Here is a 17,320-nt window from a genome sequence, read left to right on the forward strand (position 1 = left end):
TGCCATTTTTATATTGGGTTGTCGCGTCCTGTGGGAAAGTGCCAGCCAACTGGCACTTTCGTTGTCAGCCCCCCCGAAACGACCCGGTTAATCCTCTGTTCTTCCGTTCGTGCCTTACTCGGCGACTGACCACTCCTGTGGATAGCGTGCGGGAACGAAACGCACTGTGAGCGCCATCAGTCCGGCGATACAGAGGGCATGGAACGTCCAGTCAAGCCAGTAATTGCCGCTCAGACTGCGCAAGAGTCCAGAGAGCCAGGGAGAGAGGCCAGCAATAATAAAACCAATCCCCTGCATGAAAGCGACTATTTTACCGGAGATTACCGGATGTCGGGCATGGTCGAGCGCCAGCACCAGACATAAAGGAAACGCGCCGCCCAGGCCGATACCGCACACCACCGCCCAGAGAATCGGCAATTGCGCAGGCCAGAGGATAAAACCACAAAAGCCGAGCATCTGTAGTGCCAGCGTGAAAAGCAGCAATTTACGGCGATCCTGATGATGCGCGAGCATAGGCAGTATGAGTGCTCCCGCCGTTTGACCGACGGTCATCAGCGCCAGCAGCGTACCGCTGAACTGTGCACTTTTGCCCAGTTGAATATAGTACGGCGGCAGCCAGGCAATCAGACTGCCGTAACCGCCATTGATCACGCCAAAATAAAGCCCCAGCGTCCAGGCACGCGGGTTGAGGACGACGCACACGGCGGCACCTTTCGGGTGAGTGATCGGCATCTCTGCGGAGCGGCGTTGTGCTAGCCAGCCAACCAGAGCAATCAGCGCGGGCAAGGCCCACCATGCCAGCGAGCGATGCCAGAGTTCGCTGTGTTGCGCGATCCACGGCGTCAGCGCCGCCCCGAGTCCCCCGCCCCCCATCAATGCGGCCGACCAGAGTCCCATCACCTGCGGCATGCGGCGATGAAAAAGACGCTTAATCACCGTGGGCATCACCACCTGAATAATGCCAATGCCAATGCCACCCAGCAGAGCGCTGCTGAGCAGCACAACGCTGTGCGGCGCCAGTTCACGAAGCAACGCGCCGGTCATCACCATCAACAAACTCAAGGCGACACTGATATGCTCGCTGATATGGCGATTGATCCACCCGCCTGCCAGCGCCAACGCGCCCATGGCGATCATCGGTAGCGCCGTGAGCAGCGACGCCACGGCAAAGCTCATGCCGCTGGCGGCGCGCAGCTGTGGCAGAAGCGGGCCGACAGAAGTCAGCAGCGGACGCATGTTCAGGCCTATCAGCACCAGAACCAGCAGCATCAGGCCAACGCGGGGAGTTTTGTTCATGACTGTTTTTCAGCCCAGCGTTGATACACCGCCAGACCGTTAGGCTGCGGAAGATGATGAACGGGCAGGGTTTGCTGCTCGAGAGGCTGCTGTAGTTGCTGATAAATGGCAGCCGTAGAAAGACGGAACGTTTCGCCGTCGCCATTGCTGTTGGCGAACCAGACCTCTTTCACCCCGGTGAGATACATCGCGCTAAGGCACATTGGGCACGGTTGTCCGCTGGCGTAAACCACGCATTCGCGGAGCGCTGCACTGCCTGAATGGGCAGCAATCGCCCGAATGGCATTGAGTTCCGCATGTCCGGTGGGATCATCATCCAGGTGCAGCGTATTGACGGCTTCGGCGATCGCGACGCCGTTGCGGACAATGACCACGCCAAACGGGCGTCCACCCTGTTCAACGTTACGGGCCGCCAGGGCCAACGCCTGTTGCAGATAGTTATCATGTGCAGACATGCTTTACTCCTGTGAGCAAATAAAAGAAGAACGATACGCCTGCGCGTACCGTTCTGATGGATTAAAAAGGCTTCGTTGGCAAGTACTTACCATCCAGAGTAATCACGGCGCGCTCGCCACCTTCTGGATCCGCCACTTTTTTTACATCCAGCCTGAAATTTATGGCGCTGATAATGCCGTCGCCAAATTTTTCGTGGACCAGCGCTTTTAGCGTGGTGCCGTAAACCTGCAACATCTCATAGAAGCGGTACATCGTCGGGTCTGTCGGTACGCGATCGTCAATACTGCCGCGCAGGGGAATGGTCTGTAACAACAGGACTGCATCGCTGTCGAGGGCCAGCTTCTCGCCGATGAGGCGCGCAGCATCGGCCGGGAGGGCATGTTGACCGAGCAGTGCGGCGGTGACAAAGGCTTCGGATAAGCCGGTACCGTCCGCAAGCTGGGCAAATGTGAGATCCTTTTTGGCTTTGCTCAGCAGGATCTGGTCAGCCAGGACCAGGCGAATATCACGGTTAATTTGCGACTGAATCATGATGAATCCTCATTGATACGTTAAAAAATAGCTCAGGCTGCGGATGGCTGGCGGTAAGGCATCGCGCAGGTGTCTGGGTTTTTCGCCAAAGAGACGAACTGTCTGCTGGCACCGTCATAAGCGGCAATCTCTGCACTTTCGATGTCGTAAACCCAGCCGTGTAGCGCGATGCGCCCCTCTTCGAGCGCGAGGCGCACGGAGGGATGGGTCTGGATGTTGGCGAGTTGCGCGATGACGTTTTCACGCACCATTGAGGCCGTTTTCTCAGCCAAAGAGGTGTGCATTCGTGACTCGTTAACGACGCGAGCGGAGTCCGCATAACGCAACCAGTGGTTGACGGCAGGCATATGATCCAGGCAGTGACAGCCGGCAATGGCGGTCATCGCACCGCAGTCTGAGTGTCCGCAGATCACAATGTCGCTGACGCGAAGCGCAGAGACGGCGTATTCCACCGAGGCGGTTACCCCGCCGGGCTCCGGCCCGTATGACGGCACAATATTTCCGGCGTTGCGGATCACGAACAGATCGCCAGGCTCGCGCTGCGTGACCAGTTCGGGAACCAGGCGGCTGTCCGAACAGGAGATGAATAACGCCCGGGGATTTTGCTGGGTGGCAAGGCGTCTGAACAATTCCGCGCGTTCAGGAAAGACCTTGCGCTGAAACTTCAGGAAGCCATCAATAATCTCTTTCACGAATAATCCTCTGTCTCGCTATGCGATGGACACAGGCTACGCACTTCATATCATAAGATAAAAGACTCATTTATAATGGAGGCTATTGGAAAATCTTATAGGTAATGGCGATGCTGGATCGACACACTCACTATTTTCTTGCCGTCGCGGAACATCACGGATTCACTCGTGCAGCGGCGGCGCTGCACGTTTCGCAACCGGCGCTATCACAGCAAATCAGGCAACTGGAGGAGGCGCTGGGCGTTCAGTTGTTCGATCGTAGCGGGCGTTTGACCCGGTTGACCGATGCGGGAGAGGTTTATTTGCGCTATGCGCGTAGCGCGCTACAGGCGCTGGAAGAGGGCAAACGTGCCATTCATGATGTGGAGGATCTGAGCCGGGGGGCCCTGCGCGTCGCGGTGACGCCTACCTTTACCGCCTGGTTTATCGGCCCGTTACTGGCCAAATTCTATACCCGCTATCCTAATGTGACTTTACAGTTGCAGGAGCTCTCGCAGGACAACATCGAAGAGAGGCTGGTCAACGATAAACTGGATGTTGGCATTGCTTTTGATGAGATTCACTCTGCGGATATCGATGCACAACCGTTGCTGACTGAAAACCTGGCCCTGGTTGTGGCGAATCATCATCCGCTGGCGGCACAGGCGTCGGTGGATTTAAGCGTGCTCAATAATGAAAAGTTGATTTTATTGAGCGCGGAGTTTGCTACCCGGGAACAGATTGATCGTTACTGTCGTCAGGCTGGACTGCAACCGCAGATCCACATGGAGGTTAATTCCATCAGCGCGGTGCTGGAACTGGTGCGGCGCACGGGATTATCCACGCTATTGCCTGCGCCTATCGCGTTGCAAAGCAACGATCTGCGGGCCATTTCACTGACGCCACAACTGCTCGAACGCACGGTCGTATTATTGCAGCGCAAAGGCGCCTGGCGAAGCGCCGCCGCCAGGGCGTTTGTCGCGATTGCGCAAGAAGGCGTTAAGACGGTGAAAGCGACACGCTAAGCGGCGTTTCGGCGAGGTAAGCCGCGGAGCAGATTGTGATTGCATAAGGAAAGTAGTTTGGGTATTTTTATGCAGTAAATGTGCATAAAAATAACAGGAGAAGGGAATGTTCAGTCAGTGGATAAAAGCAGGATGTTTGATGATGGCGTTGACCGGGGCCGCTTTTGCAGCACAAGAAACCTACGTGGTCGGCGCGGGTGGCACCTATCGCCCATTTGAATTTGAAAACAGCCAGAAACAACTGGAAGGCTTTGATATCGATATTATTAAAGCCATTGCTAAAGCAGAAAATTTTGATGTCAAACTGGTCAACACGCCGTGGGAAGGTATCTTTGCGACGCTGGGTTCCGGGGATCGCGACATCATTATCTCGGGGATCACCATCACGGATAAACGTAAGCAGATGGTGGATTTTTCTCTTCCTTATTTCCCGGCGGAGCAGTCCATTGTCGTTCCGGCTGATTCAAAAGTGAGTTCTCTGGACTCGCTGAAAACGGAAAAGGTTGGCGTCGTTAACTCCAGCACCGGCGACATTGTGGTTTCTGGCGTTCTCGGGAAAAACAGCACCGCAATTAAGCGTTTCGACAACACGCCGTTAATGCTGCAGGAATTGTTTGAAGATGGCGTCAGCGCGGCGGTTGGCGATGTTGGCGTGGTGAAATACTACATCAAGCAGCATCCGGAAAAACAGTTCAAGCTTGTGCCGGATGCCAAGTTTGAGCGCCAGTATTTTGGTATTGCGGTCGCCAAAGGGAATACCGAATTACAGCAAAAGATTAACGCGGGATTGAAGAAAATCATCGCTGACGGTACCTACGATAAAATTTATAAAACCTGGTTTGACAGTGAAGTCCCGACGCTTCCGTCAGAGTAATTTGCATTATTAATTTATTTTTTAGGCTGACACGCGGTCTGTGTCAGCTTTTTTGCAGGGGAAAACCATGACGGGATTTCGTTGGGAAATCATCCAGGAGTATGCGCCATTATTTATGGAAGGCGCGTGGATGACCATAAAATGCACCATCATCTGTGTCTGTCTTGGCACACTCTGGGGGCTGACGCTGGGGCTGGGCCGCATGGCGAAAGCCGAGCACGGTTTCTGGAAATACGCACTCCGCTATTTTGTTCAATATCCCGTTCGTTTCTACGTCAGCGCCTTTCGCGGAACGCCACTGTTTGTTCAGATCATGGTCGTCCATTTTGCGCTGGTACCGCTGTTCATCAATCCCCGTGACGGAATTCTGGTCACCAGCGGGCTGATGAGCGCCGATTTTGCCCGCGAATTGCGCTCGGGCTACGGGGCTTTCTTATCCTGTATTGTGGCGATCACGCTGAATGCCGGAGCTTATGTTTCTGAGATCTTCCGCGCGGGGATCCAGTCGATTGACCCCGGTCAGATGGAGGCCTCGCGAGCGCTGGGGATGCCGTGGTGGAAAACCATGCGCAAAGTCATTCTGCCTCAGGCTTTTCGCCGTATTCTTCCACCGCTGGGCAATAACGCCATTGCGATTGTCAAAGATTCCTCACTCGCCTCGGCGATCGGTCTTGCCGATTTGGCCTACGCGGCGCGTACGGTTTCAGGCGCTTACGCCACCTACTGGGAACCCTACCTGACCATTTCACTGGTGTACTGGGTACTCACCTTCCTGCTGGCGCAGCTGGTTAACCGTCTGGAAAAAAGGTTTGGTAAAAGTGATCCACATTAAAAATTTACATAAACATTTTGGTGACAACCACGTTCTGCGCGGGATTGACTGTGATATCAAACCGCAGGAAGTGGTGTGCATCATTGGCCCGTCAGGGTCCGGGAAAAGCACCTTTTTACGCTGTATGAATGCGCTTGAGACAGTCACCGAAGGCGAAGTGATGGTGAATGGTTTTGCCGTTCACGATCGCAAAACCGATCTCAATAAAATGCGCGAAAGCGTGGGGATGGTGTTCCAGCGTTTTAATCTGTTTCCGCACATGACGGTGCTGGACAACCTGATGATGGCACCGCAAATGTTGTTGGGGCTCTCGCGTCGAGATGCGACCAGCCGGGCAGAAATGTTGCTGGAAAAGGTCGGATTAAGCGATAAACGCGACGCCTGGCCTTCACGCCTGTCGGGCGGTCAACAGCAACGTGTGGCGATTGCCCGCGCGCTGGCAATGAACCCCTCGATCATGTTGTTCGATGAGCCAACCTCGGCGCTGGATCCAGAGTTAGTGGGGGATGTGCTGGAGGTTATGAAGAATCTGGCCAATGAAGGCATGACCATGGCGATTGTCACTCACGAAATGGGGTTCGCCCGTGAAGTGGCTGATCGGGTCATCTTCATCGATCACGGTATTATCCAGGAAGAGGGATCGCCTGACGTGCTTTTTACATCGCCAGCGAATCCGCGAACGGCTGAATTTTTAAGTAAGGTTCTTTGATATTAGAGGCCAGATCGGTATTTCCCGATCTGGCCAATTACGTCAAAATCCGATCTGCTCTTTTATCGTTTTGCTACTGCCGTTTGTTTTTACTGGCGCGATGCCCGCATCACGCGATTGCACGGAGGCATACATCTGGCTGGCGCCAATAATCTGATGATTACCTGCTTTCAATACAAAACGGAATTGATCGTTTGTACTCTTACTCAATTCAAACCAACCGGCCATCATTATCGCCTTTTTGAAAAGAGAGGAATTACCGGACCGTATTGAGCATCGTTTAGTGATAATTTATCAGGCACTATTCGAAGGGAACTGTAAAGTCTCAAACTAGTCGCGATGCAGAAGGAGAGAAATGAAACAGATCAATGTGCGTCTCGCAAAGCTCAGAAGTCGGTTTCCGCCGCCGGTCATTTTGTTAATCTTTGTGGTCGGGGATTGTTTGACCGCAAATCCGCGTTTTACCTTTGGCCTGGTCACCCAGGTGCTGAGTCTGGCGATTGCTGCAGTCAGTCTTGGCATCATTCTGACGACCGCGTGGCACATGCATGTGAGTCGCACTACCCTCAATCCACTACAGGCGGATAAAACAACGACGCTGGTTACGCACGGATGTTATGCCTGGAGTCGAAATCCTATTTATCTTGGACTGATCGGTGTGCAATTTGCCGTTGCGCTCTGGATGGGCAGTCTGCCTGGCATGATTGCCGTGCCGCTCTTTATGCTGGCGGTGGCCCGGTTGCATATCGATTTTGAAGAGTTCGAGTTACATAAGCGTTTTGGTGCTCAGTGGGAGCACTACACTAAACAGGTTCGCCGCTGGCTATAAAGGCAGGATGTCGACTATCCGCAGACCGCGTCAACAAATGCGATGGCATCAGCGACAGCATGGCGCGCCTGCCACGCAAGGTATCCGGGGCTGTCTGCGTCACAAAAGCCGTGCTGTGCATCGTACATATGACATTGCACCAGGGGCAATGTTTCCAGCTTCTGTTGTAGCGCCGTAGGGTCGAATGACGGCTCATGGCGAGCCATGATCATCAGCGCAGGGCAGTGCGGTAACTCATCGCTGTACTGGCGAATGCGAGAGCCATAATGACAAATAACCCCGTCACACAAGCCGCTTCCTGCGACCCGCCATGCGAGCGTTGCCCCGGTGCTGTAGCCGATGACAATCAATTTGCGATGTTGCGCACGCAGTGTGGTAAGCAACGTTAAGATGGGTTGTGGATCAAAACCAACGTGGTTTGAAAAATAGCGATACGCCTCGTCCTGCTGAGCATAGCTGTACGGCGCGTCATGCGGAAAAAGTGCGGGGGCGTAGACATCGAAACCACGCGCCCGCCACATTTCCCTGGTGCGATGTATATGCGCATTGATGCCGTAGATTTCATGCAGGATCACGACGGCATCTGACCGTTGGGTTGGCATCGGCGGTTTAGTCGTCTGCTTTGTGTGCCCAGGCAGGCATGGATGTCAGGTAACGGATTGCGCGCTTACGTGACTCCTCAGGGCCCACTTTTTGCCAGGAATCCAGAAATCCTGCCAGACCGGAAACGGCGTCATCCCAGGGCTTCAGATTGCCTTCGGCATCGCTGCAATAGGCACAGTATTTATCGCTCGCCCCTTTGGCATCGGGTGCGGAAAGTGGCATTCCGCAGGCATGGCAAAACTGTTCTTGCTGTGACATTTCACGCTCCTTGTATCCTGTGGTTGATGAATGAATATACGGTTATTTTTCGAGAAGAATCCGATGCCAGATCAAATAACCCTGATAGTAGTGTCACAAATATTGATTTGATTTATGTATTGAGAGGCCTGGGGTCTGTTAGTCTTGCTGGCCTATCGGTAACTCAAGGGATTGTTGTGCTGGAAATCTTTTCTTAACCCACTGAAAAATATCTTCAAATATTTTTCGCATAGCAAAATTCATGGTTCGTCCAGGACGAATCCGTTTTTGTATGGGTTAAAAAAGGGTCAACATGCACGTCACATGGACTGTCAGTCCCGTGGGATATCAGCGCATTGCGAAGCGCTGTCCTGCCTGCAATATCAAACGCGATTTCATCCCTTCCGGGGCTTTCAGAATGAATTCGCAAAAGAAGCTGCTTGATGTCTGGAGCATCTATAAGTGCCTTCATTGCGATTATACCTGGAATATCAATCTGTTCTCTCGACTCCCTGTCAGCCGTATTGACCGCGATCTTTTTGCGCGGATCGTTGGCAATGACGCAAGCGCGATCCTGTTTTTCGCTCACGATCGCCAGGTTTTGAAGCGAAATAATGCTGAGCTTTCCGGTAGCCCGGAGTTTGCTGTTCGCGAACAGTGGCGGATGACGCTTGCCCGGCATCAACAGGTGAAGGTCACTATCCGCTTAACGACCGCCTTTCAGGTCAGTCTGTTGTCGGTGATGAAAAAGCAGTTACGACTCAGTACGGGGGAGGTCGCGCGACGGATTGCAGAAGGGAAGATTCGCGGCATTACGCTGCGTGAGCTAAAAAATCGCAAAATTCATGATATGGCGTATGAGTTTTGGATGAGCCCCGACGCGTTCTACGCGACCCGAAAAATACACATCGGAGTGAAACGCTAAACCAGACGACGCCCGCCAGTATGGCGGGCGTCACCGTCCAACGAGTCAATCCTGCGAGGGATATCGCGTTTCCGTGATGAGGTCTTTTTATTTTACGGACAATTTCTCCTGAAATATCAATCTTCAAGTGAGATAAATTCTTCGCAAAAAGGCGTATAGGGACGCAGATTCGCGTAATTCCGCGAGAAGCGAAGTCTGCGGTCAATATTTTTGACCAGCCTGTTTGTGGAATCTTCATTCAGGAGTTTACACACGTGCCGTGTATCCAGACGTAATATTTTGCACGCCTCCAGCGTTGGACAGAAATTCATGGAATGGAACGTGATCTGTTTTTCACTTCTCGCCACCACAGGCATTTCATCAACTGTGGTGTGAAATCGACTTACCAGCAAGCGATGGGCCGCTTCTAACAGATTGCTGTGTTCAGCACGCAGTATCGCGCTATTCTCACAGAACCAGGCCGTTCGACGCGCAATGGAATCGGCATTCAGCGCCCTAAGATCGTCATCGGTCGCCGAACGTAGTCTATTGATTTCATTTCGAACATCCGCGCGATAAAGAGTTGCGCATTCTCGCTGAAGAATACCTTTATGTACGGTAATATCCATTCCTGCTTTATCAAACGCTTCAGTACAGAGGAATAAAATCCGCCGCCGCCCCTGGGCCAGCGCATCCTGAATAGAGTATCCAAAGGCTATCTCTTTGATACCTGACCACGCAATGGCGAAGGCACACATCGGACAGGGTTCACTGGTTGAGAGAAGAAGACAACCGGATAAATCTTTGCCGATCTTTTTCCCGGCGAGTTTAATGGCATTAATTTCCGCGTGCGATGTCGGGTCTGATTCTGTTTCCTCACCATCATGCGCAGAGGCAATGATTTCCCCATCCTTGATGATGACTGCGCCAAAACCTTTATTCCCTTCACGCAGACTTTCTTCTGCTTCACGAATGGCGTGGCGCATATAGGATTCAAGTTGAATAATATCATCCATAAGTTATTTATTCCGTGGCATATTTTTATGAATTATTACACCGCCGTTATTCCGCTGGCAAGGAACAATAACAGAATTTACTGCTGCACAAAAAAGCGTTATTTACGTAAGGTTTGGTGACTCATTATTTATTTGAAAAGAGATTTCTGCATAAACGCGCCGATCCCCTGTGCGATGCCGCCGAATAAAAACATCAGTATTCCCGGAACGACTGACGCCGTGCCAAACGGCTGCGCGTTTTTTCGCAACCGTCTTTTTTTGCAAAACACAATTAATGCGTTCTTATTACAAAAATAGTTTCTATTCGCATCTTATCTATTCTTGCGGTCGCTGTAATTCCATACTTTTTATCTGGTTATCTGTGAATGCTTTCACAACATCCATTCAGTCATAAGCCTAGCCTCATAAGTAGCTATTTGTACTCAGTTTGCCTTACGTAAACTTATTATTAAGGAATGGCATATGTCGCAACGAGACTACCTTGATGAACTGATTCCTGGCTTCACGCCCTTGTTGGCTATCAAAGAAGCTTCCCGCTGTTTGTTGTGTCACGACGCACCGTGCAGCCAGTCCTGTCCGGCGGAAACAGACCCGGGGAAATTTATCCGCTCTGTTTATTTCCGTAACTTTAAGGGCGCGGCCGAAACCATTAGAGAAAATAACGCGCTTGGCGCCGTCTGCGCCCGGGTATGTCCCACGGAAAAACTCTGCCAGCGCGGCTGTTCCCGTTCCGGAATTGATAAACCTATCGATATTGCCCGTTTGCAACGGTTTGTCACCGACTTTGAACGACAAACGCAGATGCAGATTTATCAGCCAGGCCGTAAAGATAAGGGCAACGTCGCCATCGTGGGGGCGGGCCCAGCCGGGTTGCAGGCCAGTGTCACGTTGTGCAATCTGGGCTATGACGTCACTGTGTTCCAAAAAACGGCTCAACCCGGCGGTTGGTTGCGCCACGGCATTCCTGAATTCCGTCTGCCGCAATCGGTGCTGGACGCTGAAATTGCGCGTATTACGGAAATGGGGGTGACAATCCGCTGTGGCTGCGAGATTGGCAACACTGTCACGCTGGAGGCGCTCAAAGCTGAATATCGCGCTGTCCTGCTGACGGTCGGCCTGTCAAAAGGCATGTCGCTGCCGTTGTTTAATGACGCGGGGACGGCAGAAATCGCCGTCGACTTTTTAAAACGCGCGCGTGGCAAGGCGGGTGGCATATCCGTGCCGCAAAGCGCGCTGGTGATTGGCGGCGGCGATGTCGCCATGGACGTGGCCAGTACGCTCAAAATTCTCGGCTGTGAATCGGTTACCTGCGTGGCGCGTGAAGAGCTTGCGGAGTTCCCGGCCAGTGAAAAAGAGTTCACCACCACCCAGGCGCTGGGCGTCTCTATCATTGATGGCTTTACGCCAACGGCAGTTGACGGAAATAAGGTCACCTTCAGGCACGTGCGCCTGCCTGGCGAGCTATCTCTGACCGCAGAAAAAATTATCCTCGCCGTCGGTCAGCATGCCGGGCTGGAAGCCTTCTCCGGCATTCGGGTACAACGCAATACCGTCGACACTCAACATTACCAGACTGCAGTTCCGGGACTGTTCGCCGCTGGCGATATCGTCCAGGGAGATAAAACCGTGGTGTATGCCGTTAAAACCGGGAAAGAAGCCGCTCAAGCCATTCATCACTATTTAGAGGAGGCGTCATCATGCTAACCAAAGATCTCTCTATTACCTTCTGCGGCGTGAAGTTTCCCAATCCGTTCTGCCTCTCTTCTTCCCCGGTCGGCAATTGCTATGAGATGTGCGCTAAAGCCTACGATAGCGGCTGGGGCGGCATCGTTTTTAAAACCATCGGTTTCTTTATCGCCAACGAAGTTTCTCCCCGCTTCGACCATCTGATTAAAGAAGACACCGGGTTTATCGGCTTTAAAAACATGGAGCAGATTGCTGAGCACCCGCTGGCAGAAAATCTTGCGGCGATTCGTCGGCTCAAACAAGATTACCCGGATAAGGTGCTGATCGCCTCGATCATGGGGGAAAATGAGCAGCAGTGGCAGGATCTGGCGCGTCTGGTCGAAGAGGCTGGCGCGGATATGATTGAATGCAACTTCTCCTGTCCGCAGATGACCTCTCACGCCATGGGGAGCGATGTGGGGCAAAGTCCTGAACTGGTGGAGAAATATTGCCAGGCGGTGAAACGCGGCTCTTCTCTGCCGATGCTCGCTAAAATGACGCCCAATATCGGCGATATGTGCGAGGTTGCGCTGGCGGCGAAACGCGGTGGTGCCGATGGTATTGCCGCCATCAACACCGTCAAGTCAATTACCAATATTGACCTCAAGCGTAAATTGGGTCTGCCAGTCGTCAATGGCAAATCCAGTATTTCGGGCTATTCAGGTAAAGCGGTGAAACCGATTGCCCTGCGCTTCATTCAGCAGCTACGCACCCATCCTGAGCTGAAAGATTTTCCGATTAGCGGTATCGGTGGAATTGAAACCTGGGAAGATGCTGCCGAGTTCTTGCTGCTGGGCGCCGCAACACTTCAGGTGACAACCGGCATCATGCAGTACGGTTATCGCATTGTTGAAGATATGATCAGTGGCTTGTCGCACTATCTTAACGATCAGGGTTTCGACTCGCTGGATGAGATGGTGGGGCTGGCAAATGCCAATATCGTTCCGGCAGAAGATCTCGACCGCAGTTATATCGTTTACCCGCATATTAATCAGGAAAAATGCGTCGGCTGCGGTCGTTGCTACATTTCTTGCTTCGACGGTGGTCATCAGGCGATGGAGTGGAACGAACAGACGCGGACCCCGCACTGCAATACCGAAAAATGCGTCGGCTGCCTGCTGTGCGGCCATGTTTGCCCGGTCGCGTGTATCAGCCTCGGAGAGGTAGTATTCAAACCCGGCGAAAAAGCGCATTCGGTCACCCTTTAACGCCCGGACGTTTTCCGGCTCACCACGGTGGGCCGGATGGTGTCCCCTGCAGGAATCGAACCTGCAACTAGCCCTTAGGAGGGGCTCGTTATATCCATTTAACTAAGGGGACGAGGCGGCACGAGTATACCGGTTTTTGTTTGCCCCGGTAAGAGAGTGACCGCCTGACTGTTCAAACCGTCGCCATTCAGGACTGTTTTTCCTCCTTTTTCTTCGCATTGTCTCTTTTTTGTGCCGCGATTCTGGCTTCTTCTTTGCGGGCGTTGCTCATATCGTTGCGGATCTGCGCGTGGCTCATCAGGGCAAAGATAAAGGTGCCGCCGCAAATGTTTCCGGCAAGTGTGGGTAAGGCAAACGGCCAGAGGAAGTCGCTCCAGTGCAGCGTGCCGTTAAATACCAGATAGAGAATTTCGACCGACCCGACGACGATGTGGGTGGTATCGCCCAACGCAATCAGCCACGTCATCAGGATGATCACCACAATTTTCGCTGCACCCGCCGCCGGGAACATCCAGACCATGGTGGCAATCAGCCAGCCGGAAATAATGGCATTGGCAAACATCTCCGTAGGGGAATTTTTCATCACGTCCATGCCGATCTTCACGAACGCATCGCGGGTCTCTTCGTTGAAAATGGGCATGTATTCAAAGGCCCACGCCGCGACGCCGGTGCCCAGCACGTTCCCCAGCAGTACGATACCCCACAGTCGCATCAACAGGCCCGCGTTACTGAGCGTCGGATTCTGCATGACGGGCAGCACGGCGGTGACGGTGTTTTCAGTGAACAACTGCTGGCGAGCCATGATGACGATGATAAAGCCAAAGGTATAGCCGAGATTCTCCAGCAAGAAACTGCCGGGTACCCCCTCCAGTTCAACGTGGAAGATCCCTTTTGCCAGCAGCGAAGCCCCCATCGAAAGCCCGGCGGCGATGGCAGACCACAGCAATGCCATCGCGTCCCGTTCCAGCTCTTTCTCCCCGTCCTGACGAATATGCTCATGAATCGCCATCGCCCGCGAGGGGAGGCGATCCTCATCCAGTTCTATCTTCTTCCCATCCTGTTTTTCTTCACTTTCGACGGCAAGCTCGTCGCTATGTTTATCTAATTTGTCGTTTTCATGATCGACCATTATTCGTCTCCGGTATAAGCACTGACACGTTAAAGCGTAGCGGTTTTTAGCCTCCCCCCTGTCAGGACATGTTCTGAAAACGCAAAAATGGTAACGTTTGTTTTTCTTCATCCCGCTAAAATAGAAGCGCGACGATTCTGGTGTGACCAGGCTATGATCAAATCAACAAGTTCGGTGATATAGACATCGTTTGACGTACTGTTACAATCGCTCACACCTTTACAGGCGGATACGATAGCGTTCCGTCATGGATGGCAATCAGCGATAGCCATAATTAACAGGGAGACATTTATGAAGCTTCGCCTGTCGGCGCTTGCGCTGGGAACCACACTGCTGGTGGGGTGTGCGAGTTCCGGCACAGAACAGCAGGGGCGTTCAGACCCGTTTGAAGGGTTCAACCGCACCATGTACAACTTCAACTTTAATGTGTTGGATCCGTATATCGTTCGACCGGTGGCCGTCGCCTGGCGTGATTATGTTCCGCAGCCTGCCCGTAATGGTCTGAGCAACTTCACTGGCAACCTGGAAGAGCCGGCGGTGATGGTGAACTATTTCCTGCAGGGCGATCCGTATCAGGGGATGGTGCATTTCACCCGCTTCTTCCTCAACACGATCCTGGGGATGGGGGGCTTTATTGACGTCGCCGGTATGGCGAACCCGAAACTGCAGCGTGTTGAACCGCATCGCTTCGGCAGCACTTTAGGTCACTATGGCGTAGGTTACGGTCCTTACGTGCACTTACCGTTCTATGGTAGCTGGACGATCCGTGATGATGGCGGCGATATGGCGGATACATTATATCCGGTGCTCTCCTGGCTGACCTGGCCGATGTCTATCGGTAAATGGACGGTTGAAGGGATTGAAACCCGTGCCCAGTTGCTGGATTCCGATGGTCTGCTGCGTCAGTCTTCCGATCCCTACATTATGGTTCGTGAAGCTTACTTCCAGCGTCATGATTTTATCGCTGATGGCGGCAAGCTCAAGCCGCAGGAAAACCCGAACGCGCAGGCGATTCAGGATGAACTCAAAGAGATCGATTCCGAGTAAGCCAGATTGAGCAAATAAAAAGGTGAGCTAAAAAGCTCACCTTTTTTACATCTGCAAGAAATCAGAATGCGTAGTTGAAGTTGGTACCGAACAGCCAGGCTTTACCTTCAGACTCGAACTGGTACGGACCTTCGTTAATCTTAACGCTCTGACCGTGCATGTAAGAGACACCAACGTCCACAGACGCATCTTTATTGAAGGCGTAGGTGGTACCGGCGCTCAGCCAGAAGCGGTCTTGATCCGGAATAGAGATAGAGCGGTTTTGTGATGGAACCGGGCTATCATCGAAGGCGATACCGGTACGGAACGTCCAGTTATCATCGTAGTAGTAGGTGGTTCCCAGTGCGATGCGGTAAGCGTCTTTAAAGCCTTCATGTTTCTGGAACAGCGTATCACCACTGGTGGATTTCGCTTTCAGCTCCTGGAACTGACTCCAGCTGGTATAGGCCAGGCTGTAGTGGATAGCCCACTGCGGCGCTACGCGGTTATAACCGGACACTTCCCACATTTCTGGCAGGTTAAGCGTCAGGTAACCTGACTGAGTGGCGCCGCCGGTAGCGGTCGGGATACCCAGGTTGTAGTTGTTGATCGCCGGAGGCAGATCGCTGCTGTAATTACCTTTAAAGTCAATTTTGACTTCAGAACGGTAGGTCAACGCGTAGCGGTTGTTTTTATCCAGTTCATACAGGATCCCGGCGTTCCAGCCGAAGCCCCATTGGTTACCATTCAGATGAGCAATTTTGGTATCGCTTGGGATGCCATTTGCGGTGGCAGCCAGTTGCTGACCCTGCGGCGTTTGTCCGGCAGGAGAGTTCATCACCTGACCGGCGACCAGTTGCCCCAGGTCACCGGCGAAGCGTTCGATTTTCGCACGCGCATAAACGGCGTTCAGACCAAGACCGAAGCTCCAGGCGTCGTCTAAGCGATAGGCGCCGCTTAAGTTGAGGTTCATGGTTTCGAGGTCGGTGGTACCGCCAACAGAACCGCCTGCGTAGGTATCGTTGAACTCTGTTGCCAGACCGTAGTTAGAGGTAATTGATGCCCCCCAACCGAACTGATCGTTAATTGGCGCAACAAAGTGTGCGTTTGGCACCCATGCCGTTGGCGCGATGTTATCGGCATCAAGGCTACGGCCAGACGGAGAGCGTCCGCTGATGTTGACGTCCGGATCGATATAGACCGCACCCGCAGAGAACGTCGGGCGATCGAACATTGTGATCAGCGCTGGGTTACGGCTGACGTTACCTGCATCGTCTGCGATAGCGCCTTCACCCGAATAGGCCCGGCCGAGGCCAGAGGAAGAAAATTCGTTTAACTGAAAGCCTGCAGACCAGGCCTGGGTGGAGATAATTGCCACTGCGACTGCGAGAGCAGACTTTGTTAACAGGGTTTTCTGGCTCATGACCATAACCTCAATTGATTTATTTTTATACAAACTATGTTACATGGTGTAACAGGAGCGCGAAGTGTAGGGTCTGTGGTACAACATAGAAATCAGACCAGTGGCGTGAGTATAGGTCTGACCAGCTGAAATGTTGCAAGTATGTTTATAACTTTTTTCAATTGTGATCTTAAAAACGCGATCCAGCTGGCAAAATTGACGGTTTGCGCACTCACCCTTTTAGGTGAAATTTGTTTTAGATCATTTTTAATTGTGATTTCGGTCACTTATCGCATTTCGCACAATTAACAACTGGAGAGGTGAATGTGGGGGGCGTAAAATATCCCCATCGTTTATCTGGCACCCTGGGTGCGAAATACAGAGGAAATCTACAATGAGTAAATGCAGTGCTGATGAAACCCCGGTTTGCTGCTGTATGGATGTTGGTACCATCATGGACAACTCCGATTGCACCGCATCATACAGCCGCGTGTTCGCTAACCGCGCAGAAGCTGAAGAGACGCTGGCGGCGCTGACCGAAAAAGCCCGTAGCGTGGAATCTGAACCGTGCAAAATCACCTCGACCTTCACCGAAGAGTCTGACGGCGTGCGTCTGGATATCGATTTTGTCTTCGCCTGCGAAGCCGAAACCCTGATTTTCCAGCTGGGTCTGCGTTAATCCCGCCTCGTTGTTTCTGATGCCCCGGTGAGTTTTCCCCGGGGCATTTTCGTTTCAGGCAGTGATTATTCACTGTGTCGTAGCTCTCACTTTCTTTGCGCTCCGCTTGGCTAAATGTAAAAAATTGGTTAAGACTATGATCAGGTCAGACCACTTATTTATTTTTTA

General features: G+C 52.5%; 20 protein-coding genes and 1 tRNA gene. 10 read left to right on the plus strand and 11 right to left on the minus strand.

The window, feature by feature from the left end:
* Nucleotides 1–114 precede the first annotated feature (114 nt).
* From OGW13_RS22840 to OGW13_RS22855, 4 genes are all read right to left on the minus strand, one after another.
* Nucleotides 115–1,296, minus strand: coding sequence for a cyanate transporter (locus OGW13_RS22840; RefSeq protein ID WP_287116512.1), 1,182 nt, complete (start codon nucleotides 1,294–1,296; stop codon nucleotides 115–117).
* Nucleotides 1,293–1,751, minus strand: coding sequence for a nucleoside deaminase (locus OGW13_RS22845; protein WP_200016153.1), 459 nt, complete (start codon nucleotides 1,749–1,751; stop codon nucleotides 1,293–1,295). The genes OGW13_RS22840 and OGW13_RS22845 overlap by 4 nt, the downstream gene beginning before the upstream one ends.
* Before the next feature lie 61 nt (nucleotides 1,752–1,812).
* Complete coding sequence (gene cynS, locus OGW13_RS22850; protein ID WP_044258425.1) at nucleotides 1,813–2,283, minus strand: cyanase; 471 nt, start codon at nucleotides 2,281–2,283, stop codon at nucleotides 1,813–1,815.
* A gap of 32 nt (nucleotides 2,284–2,315) precedes the next feature.
* Complete coding sequence (locus OGW13_RS22855; protein WP_042999948.1) at nucleotides 2,316–2,975, minus strand: carbonic anhydrase; 660 nt, start codon at nucleotides 2,973–2,975, stop codon at nucleotides 2,316–2,318.
* A 110-nt stretch (nucleotides 2,976–3,085) separates the two neighbouring features.
* Between OGW13_RS22855 and cynR the strand changes: the two genes are divergently transcribed.
* The 4 genes from cynR to OGW13_RS22875 all read left to right on the plus strand — a co-directional run bounded on the left by cynR (nucleotide 3,086) and on the right by OGW13_RS22875 (nucleotide 6,394).
* Nucleotides 3,086–3,979, plus strand: coding sequence for a transcriptional regulator CynR (cynR, locus tag OGW13_RS22860; RefSeq protein WP_222167948.1), 894 nt, complete (start codon nucleotides 3,086–3,088; stop codon nucleotides 3,977–3,979).
* Nucleotides 3,980–4,085: 106 nt separating this feature from the next.
* Nucleotides 4,086–4,853: a basic amino acid ABC transporter substrate-binding protein gene (locus tag OGW13_RS22865; RefSeq protein WP_042317722.1), complete on the plus strand. Its 768-nt coding sequence runs from the start codon at nucleotides 4,086–4,088 to the stop codon at nucleotides 4,851–4,853.
* A 67-nt stretch (nucleotides 4,854–4,920) separates the two neighbouring features.
* Complete coding sequence (locus OGW13_RS22870; RefSeq protein WP_042999949.1) at nucleotides 4,921–5,685, plus strand: amino acid ABC transporter permease; 765 nt, start codon at nucleotides 4,921–4,923, stop codon at nucleotides 5,683–5,685.
* Nucleotides 5,672–6,394 carry an amino acid ABC transporter ATP-binding protein gene (locus OGW13_RS22875; protein WP_043001868.1) on the plus strand — a complete coding sequence of 241 codons (723 nt, stop codon included), beginning with the start codon at nucleotides 5,672–5,674 and terminating at the stop codon, nucleotides 6,392–6,394. Before OGW13_RS22870 ends, OGW13_RS22875 begins: the two co-directional genes overlap by 14 nt.
* Nucleotides 6,395–6,436: 42 nt before the next feature.
* Here the strand turns inward: OGW13_RS22875 and OGW13_RS22880 are convergent, their stop codons facing one another.
* Nucleotides 6,437–6,622, minus strand: a complete 186-nt coding sequence (locus OGW13_RS22880; protein WP_042999950.1) for a YegP family protein — start codon at nucleotides 6,620–6,622, stop codon at nucleotides 6,437–6,439.
* 127 nt (nucleotides 6,623–6,749) lie between these two features.
* Between OGW13_RS22880 and OGW13_RS22885 the strand changes: the two genes are divergently transcribed.
* Nucleotides 6,750–7,223 (plus strand): methyltransferase family protein, encoded by a 474-nt coding sequence (locus OGW13_RS22885; RefSeq protein ID WP_042999951.1) that lies wholly within the window; start codon nucleotides 6,750–6,752, stop codon nucleotides 7,221–7,223.
* 14 nt (nucleotides 7,224–7,237) lie between these two features.
* Here OGW13_RS22885 and OGW13_RS22890 read toward each other — a convergent pair whose 3' ends face one another.
* Together OGW13_RS22890 and OGW13_RS22895 are read right to left on the minus strand one after the other, a co-directional pair.
* On the minus strand, nucleotides 7,238–7,825 hold the full coding sequence (locus OGW13_RS22890; protein ID WP_109740688.1) for a dienelactone hydrolase family protein: 588 nt from the start codon (nucleotides 7,823–7,825) through the stop codon (nucleotides 7,238–7,240).
* A gap of 7 nt (nucleotides 7,826–7,832) precedes the next feature.
* On the minus strand, nucleotides 7,833–8,084 hold the full coding sequence (locus OGW13_RS22895; RefSeq protein ID WP_042999953.1) for a zinc ribbon domain-containing protein: 252 nt from the start codon (nucleotides 8,082–8,084) through the stop codon (nucleotides 7,833–7,835).
* Between the two features lie 292 nt (nucleotides 8,085–8,376).
* Here OGW13_RS22895 and OGW13_RS22900 point away from each other — a divergent pair, with 292 nt between their 5' ends.
* Nucleotides 8,377–8,988, plus strand: coding sequence for a DUF1062 domain-containing protein (locus OGW13_RS22900; protein ID WP_287116513.1), 612 nt, complete (start codon nucleotides 8,377–8,379; stop codon nucleotides 8,986–8,988).
* Between the two features lie 116 nt (nucleotides 8,989–9,104).
* On the opposite strand, the gene OGW13_RS22905 is transcribed toward OGW13_RS22900, so the two are convergent.
* Nucleotides 9,105–9,983, minus strand: a complete 879-nt coding sequence (locus OGW13_RS22905) for a nucleoside deaminase (RefSeq protein ID WP_044258443.1) — start codon at nucleotides 9,981–9,983, stop codon at nucleotides 9,105–9,107.
* A 462-nt stretch (nucleotides 9,984–10,445) separates the two neighbouring features.
* Between OGW13_RS22905 and OGW13_RS22910 the strand changes: the two genes are divergently transcribed.
* The gene (locus OGW13_RS22910) at nucleotides 10,446–11,687 is read left to right on the plus strand and encodes an NAD(P)-dependent oxidoreductase (RefSeq protein WP_287116514.1); all 1,242 of its coding nucleotides are present in this window, start codon (nucleotides 10,446–10,448) and stop codon (nucleotides 11,685–11,687) included.
* Nucleotides 11,681–12,916 (plus strand): NAD-dependent dihydropyrimidine dehydrogenase subunit PreA, encoded by a 1,236-nt coding sequence (gene preA, locus OGW13_RS22915; protein ID WP_042999957.1) that lies wholly within the window; start codon nucleotides 11,681–11,683, stop codon nucleotides 12,914–12,916. The genes OGW13_RS22910 and preA overlap by 7 nt, the downstream gene beginning before the upstream one ends.
* Nucleotides 12,917–12,953: 37 nt before the next feature.
* On the opposite strand, the gene OGW13_RS22920 is transcribed toward preA, so the two are convergent.
* Nucleotides 12,954–13,028, minus strand: a tRNA-Arg gene (locus OGW13_RS22920).
* Between the two features lie 75 nt (nucleotides 13,029–13,103).
* Nucleotides 13,104–14,045 carry a formate/nitrite transporter family protein gene (locus OGW13_RS22925; protein ID WP_287116515.1) on the minus strand — a complete coding sequence of 314 codons (942 nt, stop codon included), beginning with the start codon at nucleotides 14,043–14,045 and terminating at the stop codon, nucleotides 13,104–13,106.
* A gap of 291 nt (nucleotides 14,046–14,336) precedes the next feature.
* Between OGW13_RS22925 and mlaA the strand changes: the two genes are divergently transcribed.
* Nucleotides 14,337–15,092, plus strand: coding sequence for a phospholipid-binding lipoprotein MlaA (gene mlaA, locus OGW13_RS22930; protein WP_287116516.1), 756 nt, complete (start codon nucleotides 14,337–14,339; stop codon nucleotides 15,090–15,092).
* A 61-nt stretch (nucleotides 15,093–15,153) separates the two neighbouring features.
* On the opposite strand, the gene fadL is transcribed toward mlaA, so the two are convergent.
* Nucleotides 15,154–16,494: a long-chain fatty acid transporter FadL gene (gene fadL, locus OGW13_RS22935; RefSeq protein WP_042999959.1), complete on the minus strand. Its 1,341-nt coding sequence runs from the start codon at nucleotides 16,492–16,494 to the stop codon at nucleotides 15,154–15,156.
* 373 nt (nucleotides 16,495–16,867) lie between these two features.
* Between fadL and OGW13_RS22940 the strand changes: the two genes are divergently transcribed.
* On the plus strand, nucleotides 16,868–17,152 hold the full coding sequence (locus OGW13_RS22940; RefSeq protein ID WP_042317736.1) for a YfcZ/YiiS family protein: 285 nt from the start codon (nucleotides 16,868–16,870) through the stop codon (nucleotides 17,150–17,152).
* Nucleotides 17,153–17,320: the final 168 nt, after the last annotated feature.

This window comes from Citrobacter sp. Ca225 (assembly GCF_030337175.1).
GTDB lineage: Bacteria > Pseudomonadota > Gammaproteobacteria > Enterobacterales > Enterobacteriaceae > Citrobacter_A > Citrobacter_A amalonaticus.

What these genes read in the sequence shown, in the direction of transcription:
- OGW13_RS22870 (WP_042999949.1), top strand. Translation starts at nt 4,921, where the DNA reads ATGACGGGATTTCGTTGGGAAATCATCCAGGAGTATGCGCCATTATTT.
- OGW13_RS22885 (WP_042999951.1), top strand. Translation starts at nt 6,750, where the DNA reads ATGAAACAGATCAATGTGCGTCTCGCAAAGCTCAGAAGTCGGTTTCCG.
- OGW13_RS22925 (WP_287116515.1), bottom strand. Translation starts at nt 14,045, where the DNA reads ATGGTCGATCATGAAAACGACAAATTAGATAAACATAGCGACGAGCTT.
- OGW13_RS22845 (WP_200016153.1), bottom strand. Translation starts at nt 1,751, where the DNA reads ATGTCTGCACATGATAACTATCTGCAACAGGCGTTGGCCCTGGCGGCC.
- OGW13_RS22840 (WP_287116512.1), bottom strand. Translation starts at nt 1,296, where the DNA reads ATGAACAAAACTCCCCGCGTTGGCCTGATGCTGCTGGTTCTGGTGCTG.
- OGW13_RS22905 (WP_044258443.1), bottom strand. Translation starts at nt 9,983, where the DNA reads ATGGATGATATTATTCAACTTGAATCCTATATGCGCCACGCCATTCGT.
- OGW13_RS22940 (WP_042317736.1), top strand. Translation starts at nt 16,868, where the DNA reads ATGAGTAAATGCAGTGCTGATGAAACCCCGGTTTGCTGCTGTATGGAT.
- OGW13_RS22880 (WP_042999950.1), bottom strand. Translation starts at nt 6,622, where the DNA reads ATGGCCGGTTGGTTTGAATTGAGTAAGAGTACAAACGATCAATTCCGT.
- mlaA (WP_287116516.1), top strand. Translation starts at nt 14,337, where the DNA reads ATGAAGCTTCGCCTGTCGGCGCTTGCGCTGGGAACCACACTGCTGGTG.
- cynS (WP_044258425.1), bottom strand. Translation starts at nt 2,283, where the DNA reads ATGATTCAGTCGCAAATTAACCGTGATATTCGCCTGGTCCTGGCTGAC.
- preA (WP_042999957.1), top strand. Translation starts at nt 11,681, where the DNA reads ATGCTAACCAAAGATCTCTCTATTACCTTCTGCGGCGTGAAGTTTCCC.
- OGW13_RS22900 (WP_287116513.1), top strand. Translation starts at nt 8,377, where the DNA reads ATGCACGTCACATGGACTGTCAGTCCCGTGGGATATCAGCGCATTGCG.
- OGW13_RS22865 (WP_042317722.1), top strand. Translation starts at nt 4,086, where the DNA reads ATGTTCAGTCAGTGGATAAAAGCAGGATGTTTGATGATGGCGTTGACC.
- fadL (WP_042999959.1), bottom strand. Translation starts at nt 16,494, where the DNA reads ATGAGCCAGAAAACCCTGTTAACAAAGTCTGCTCTCGCAGTCGCAGTG.
- OGW13_RS22890 (WP_109740688.1), bottom strand. Translation starts at nt 7,825, where the DNA reads ATGCCAACCCAACGGTCAGATGCCGTCGTGATCCTGCATGAAATCTAC.
- OGW13_RS22910 (WP_287116514.1), top strand. Translation starts at nt 10,446, where the DNA reads ATGTCGCAACGAGACTACCTTGATGAACTGATTCCTGGCTTCACGCCC.
- OGW13_RS22895 (WP_042999953.1), bottom strand. Translation starts at nt 8,084, where the DNA reads ATGTCACAGCAAGAACAGTTTTGCCATGCCTGCGGAATGCCACTTTCC.
- cynR (WP_222167948.1), top strand. Translation starts at nt 3,086, where the DNA reads ATGCTGGATCGACACACTCACTATTTTCTTGCCGTCGCGGAACATCAC.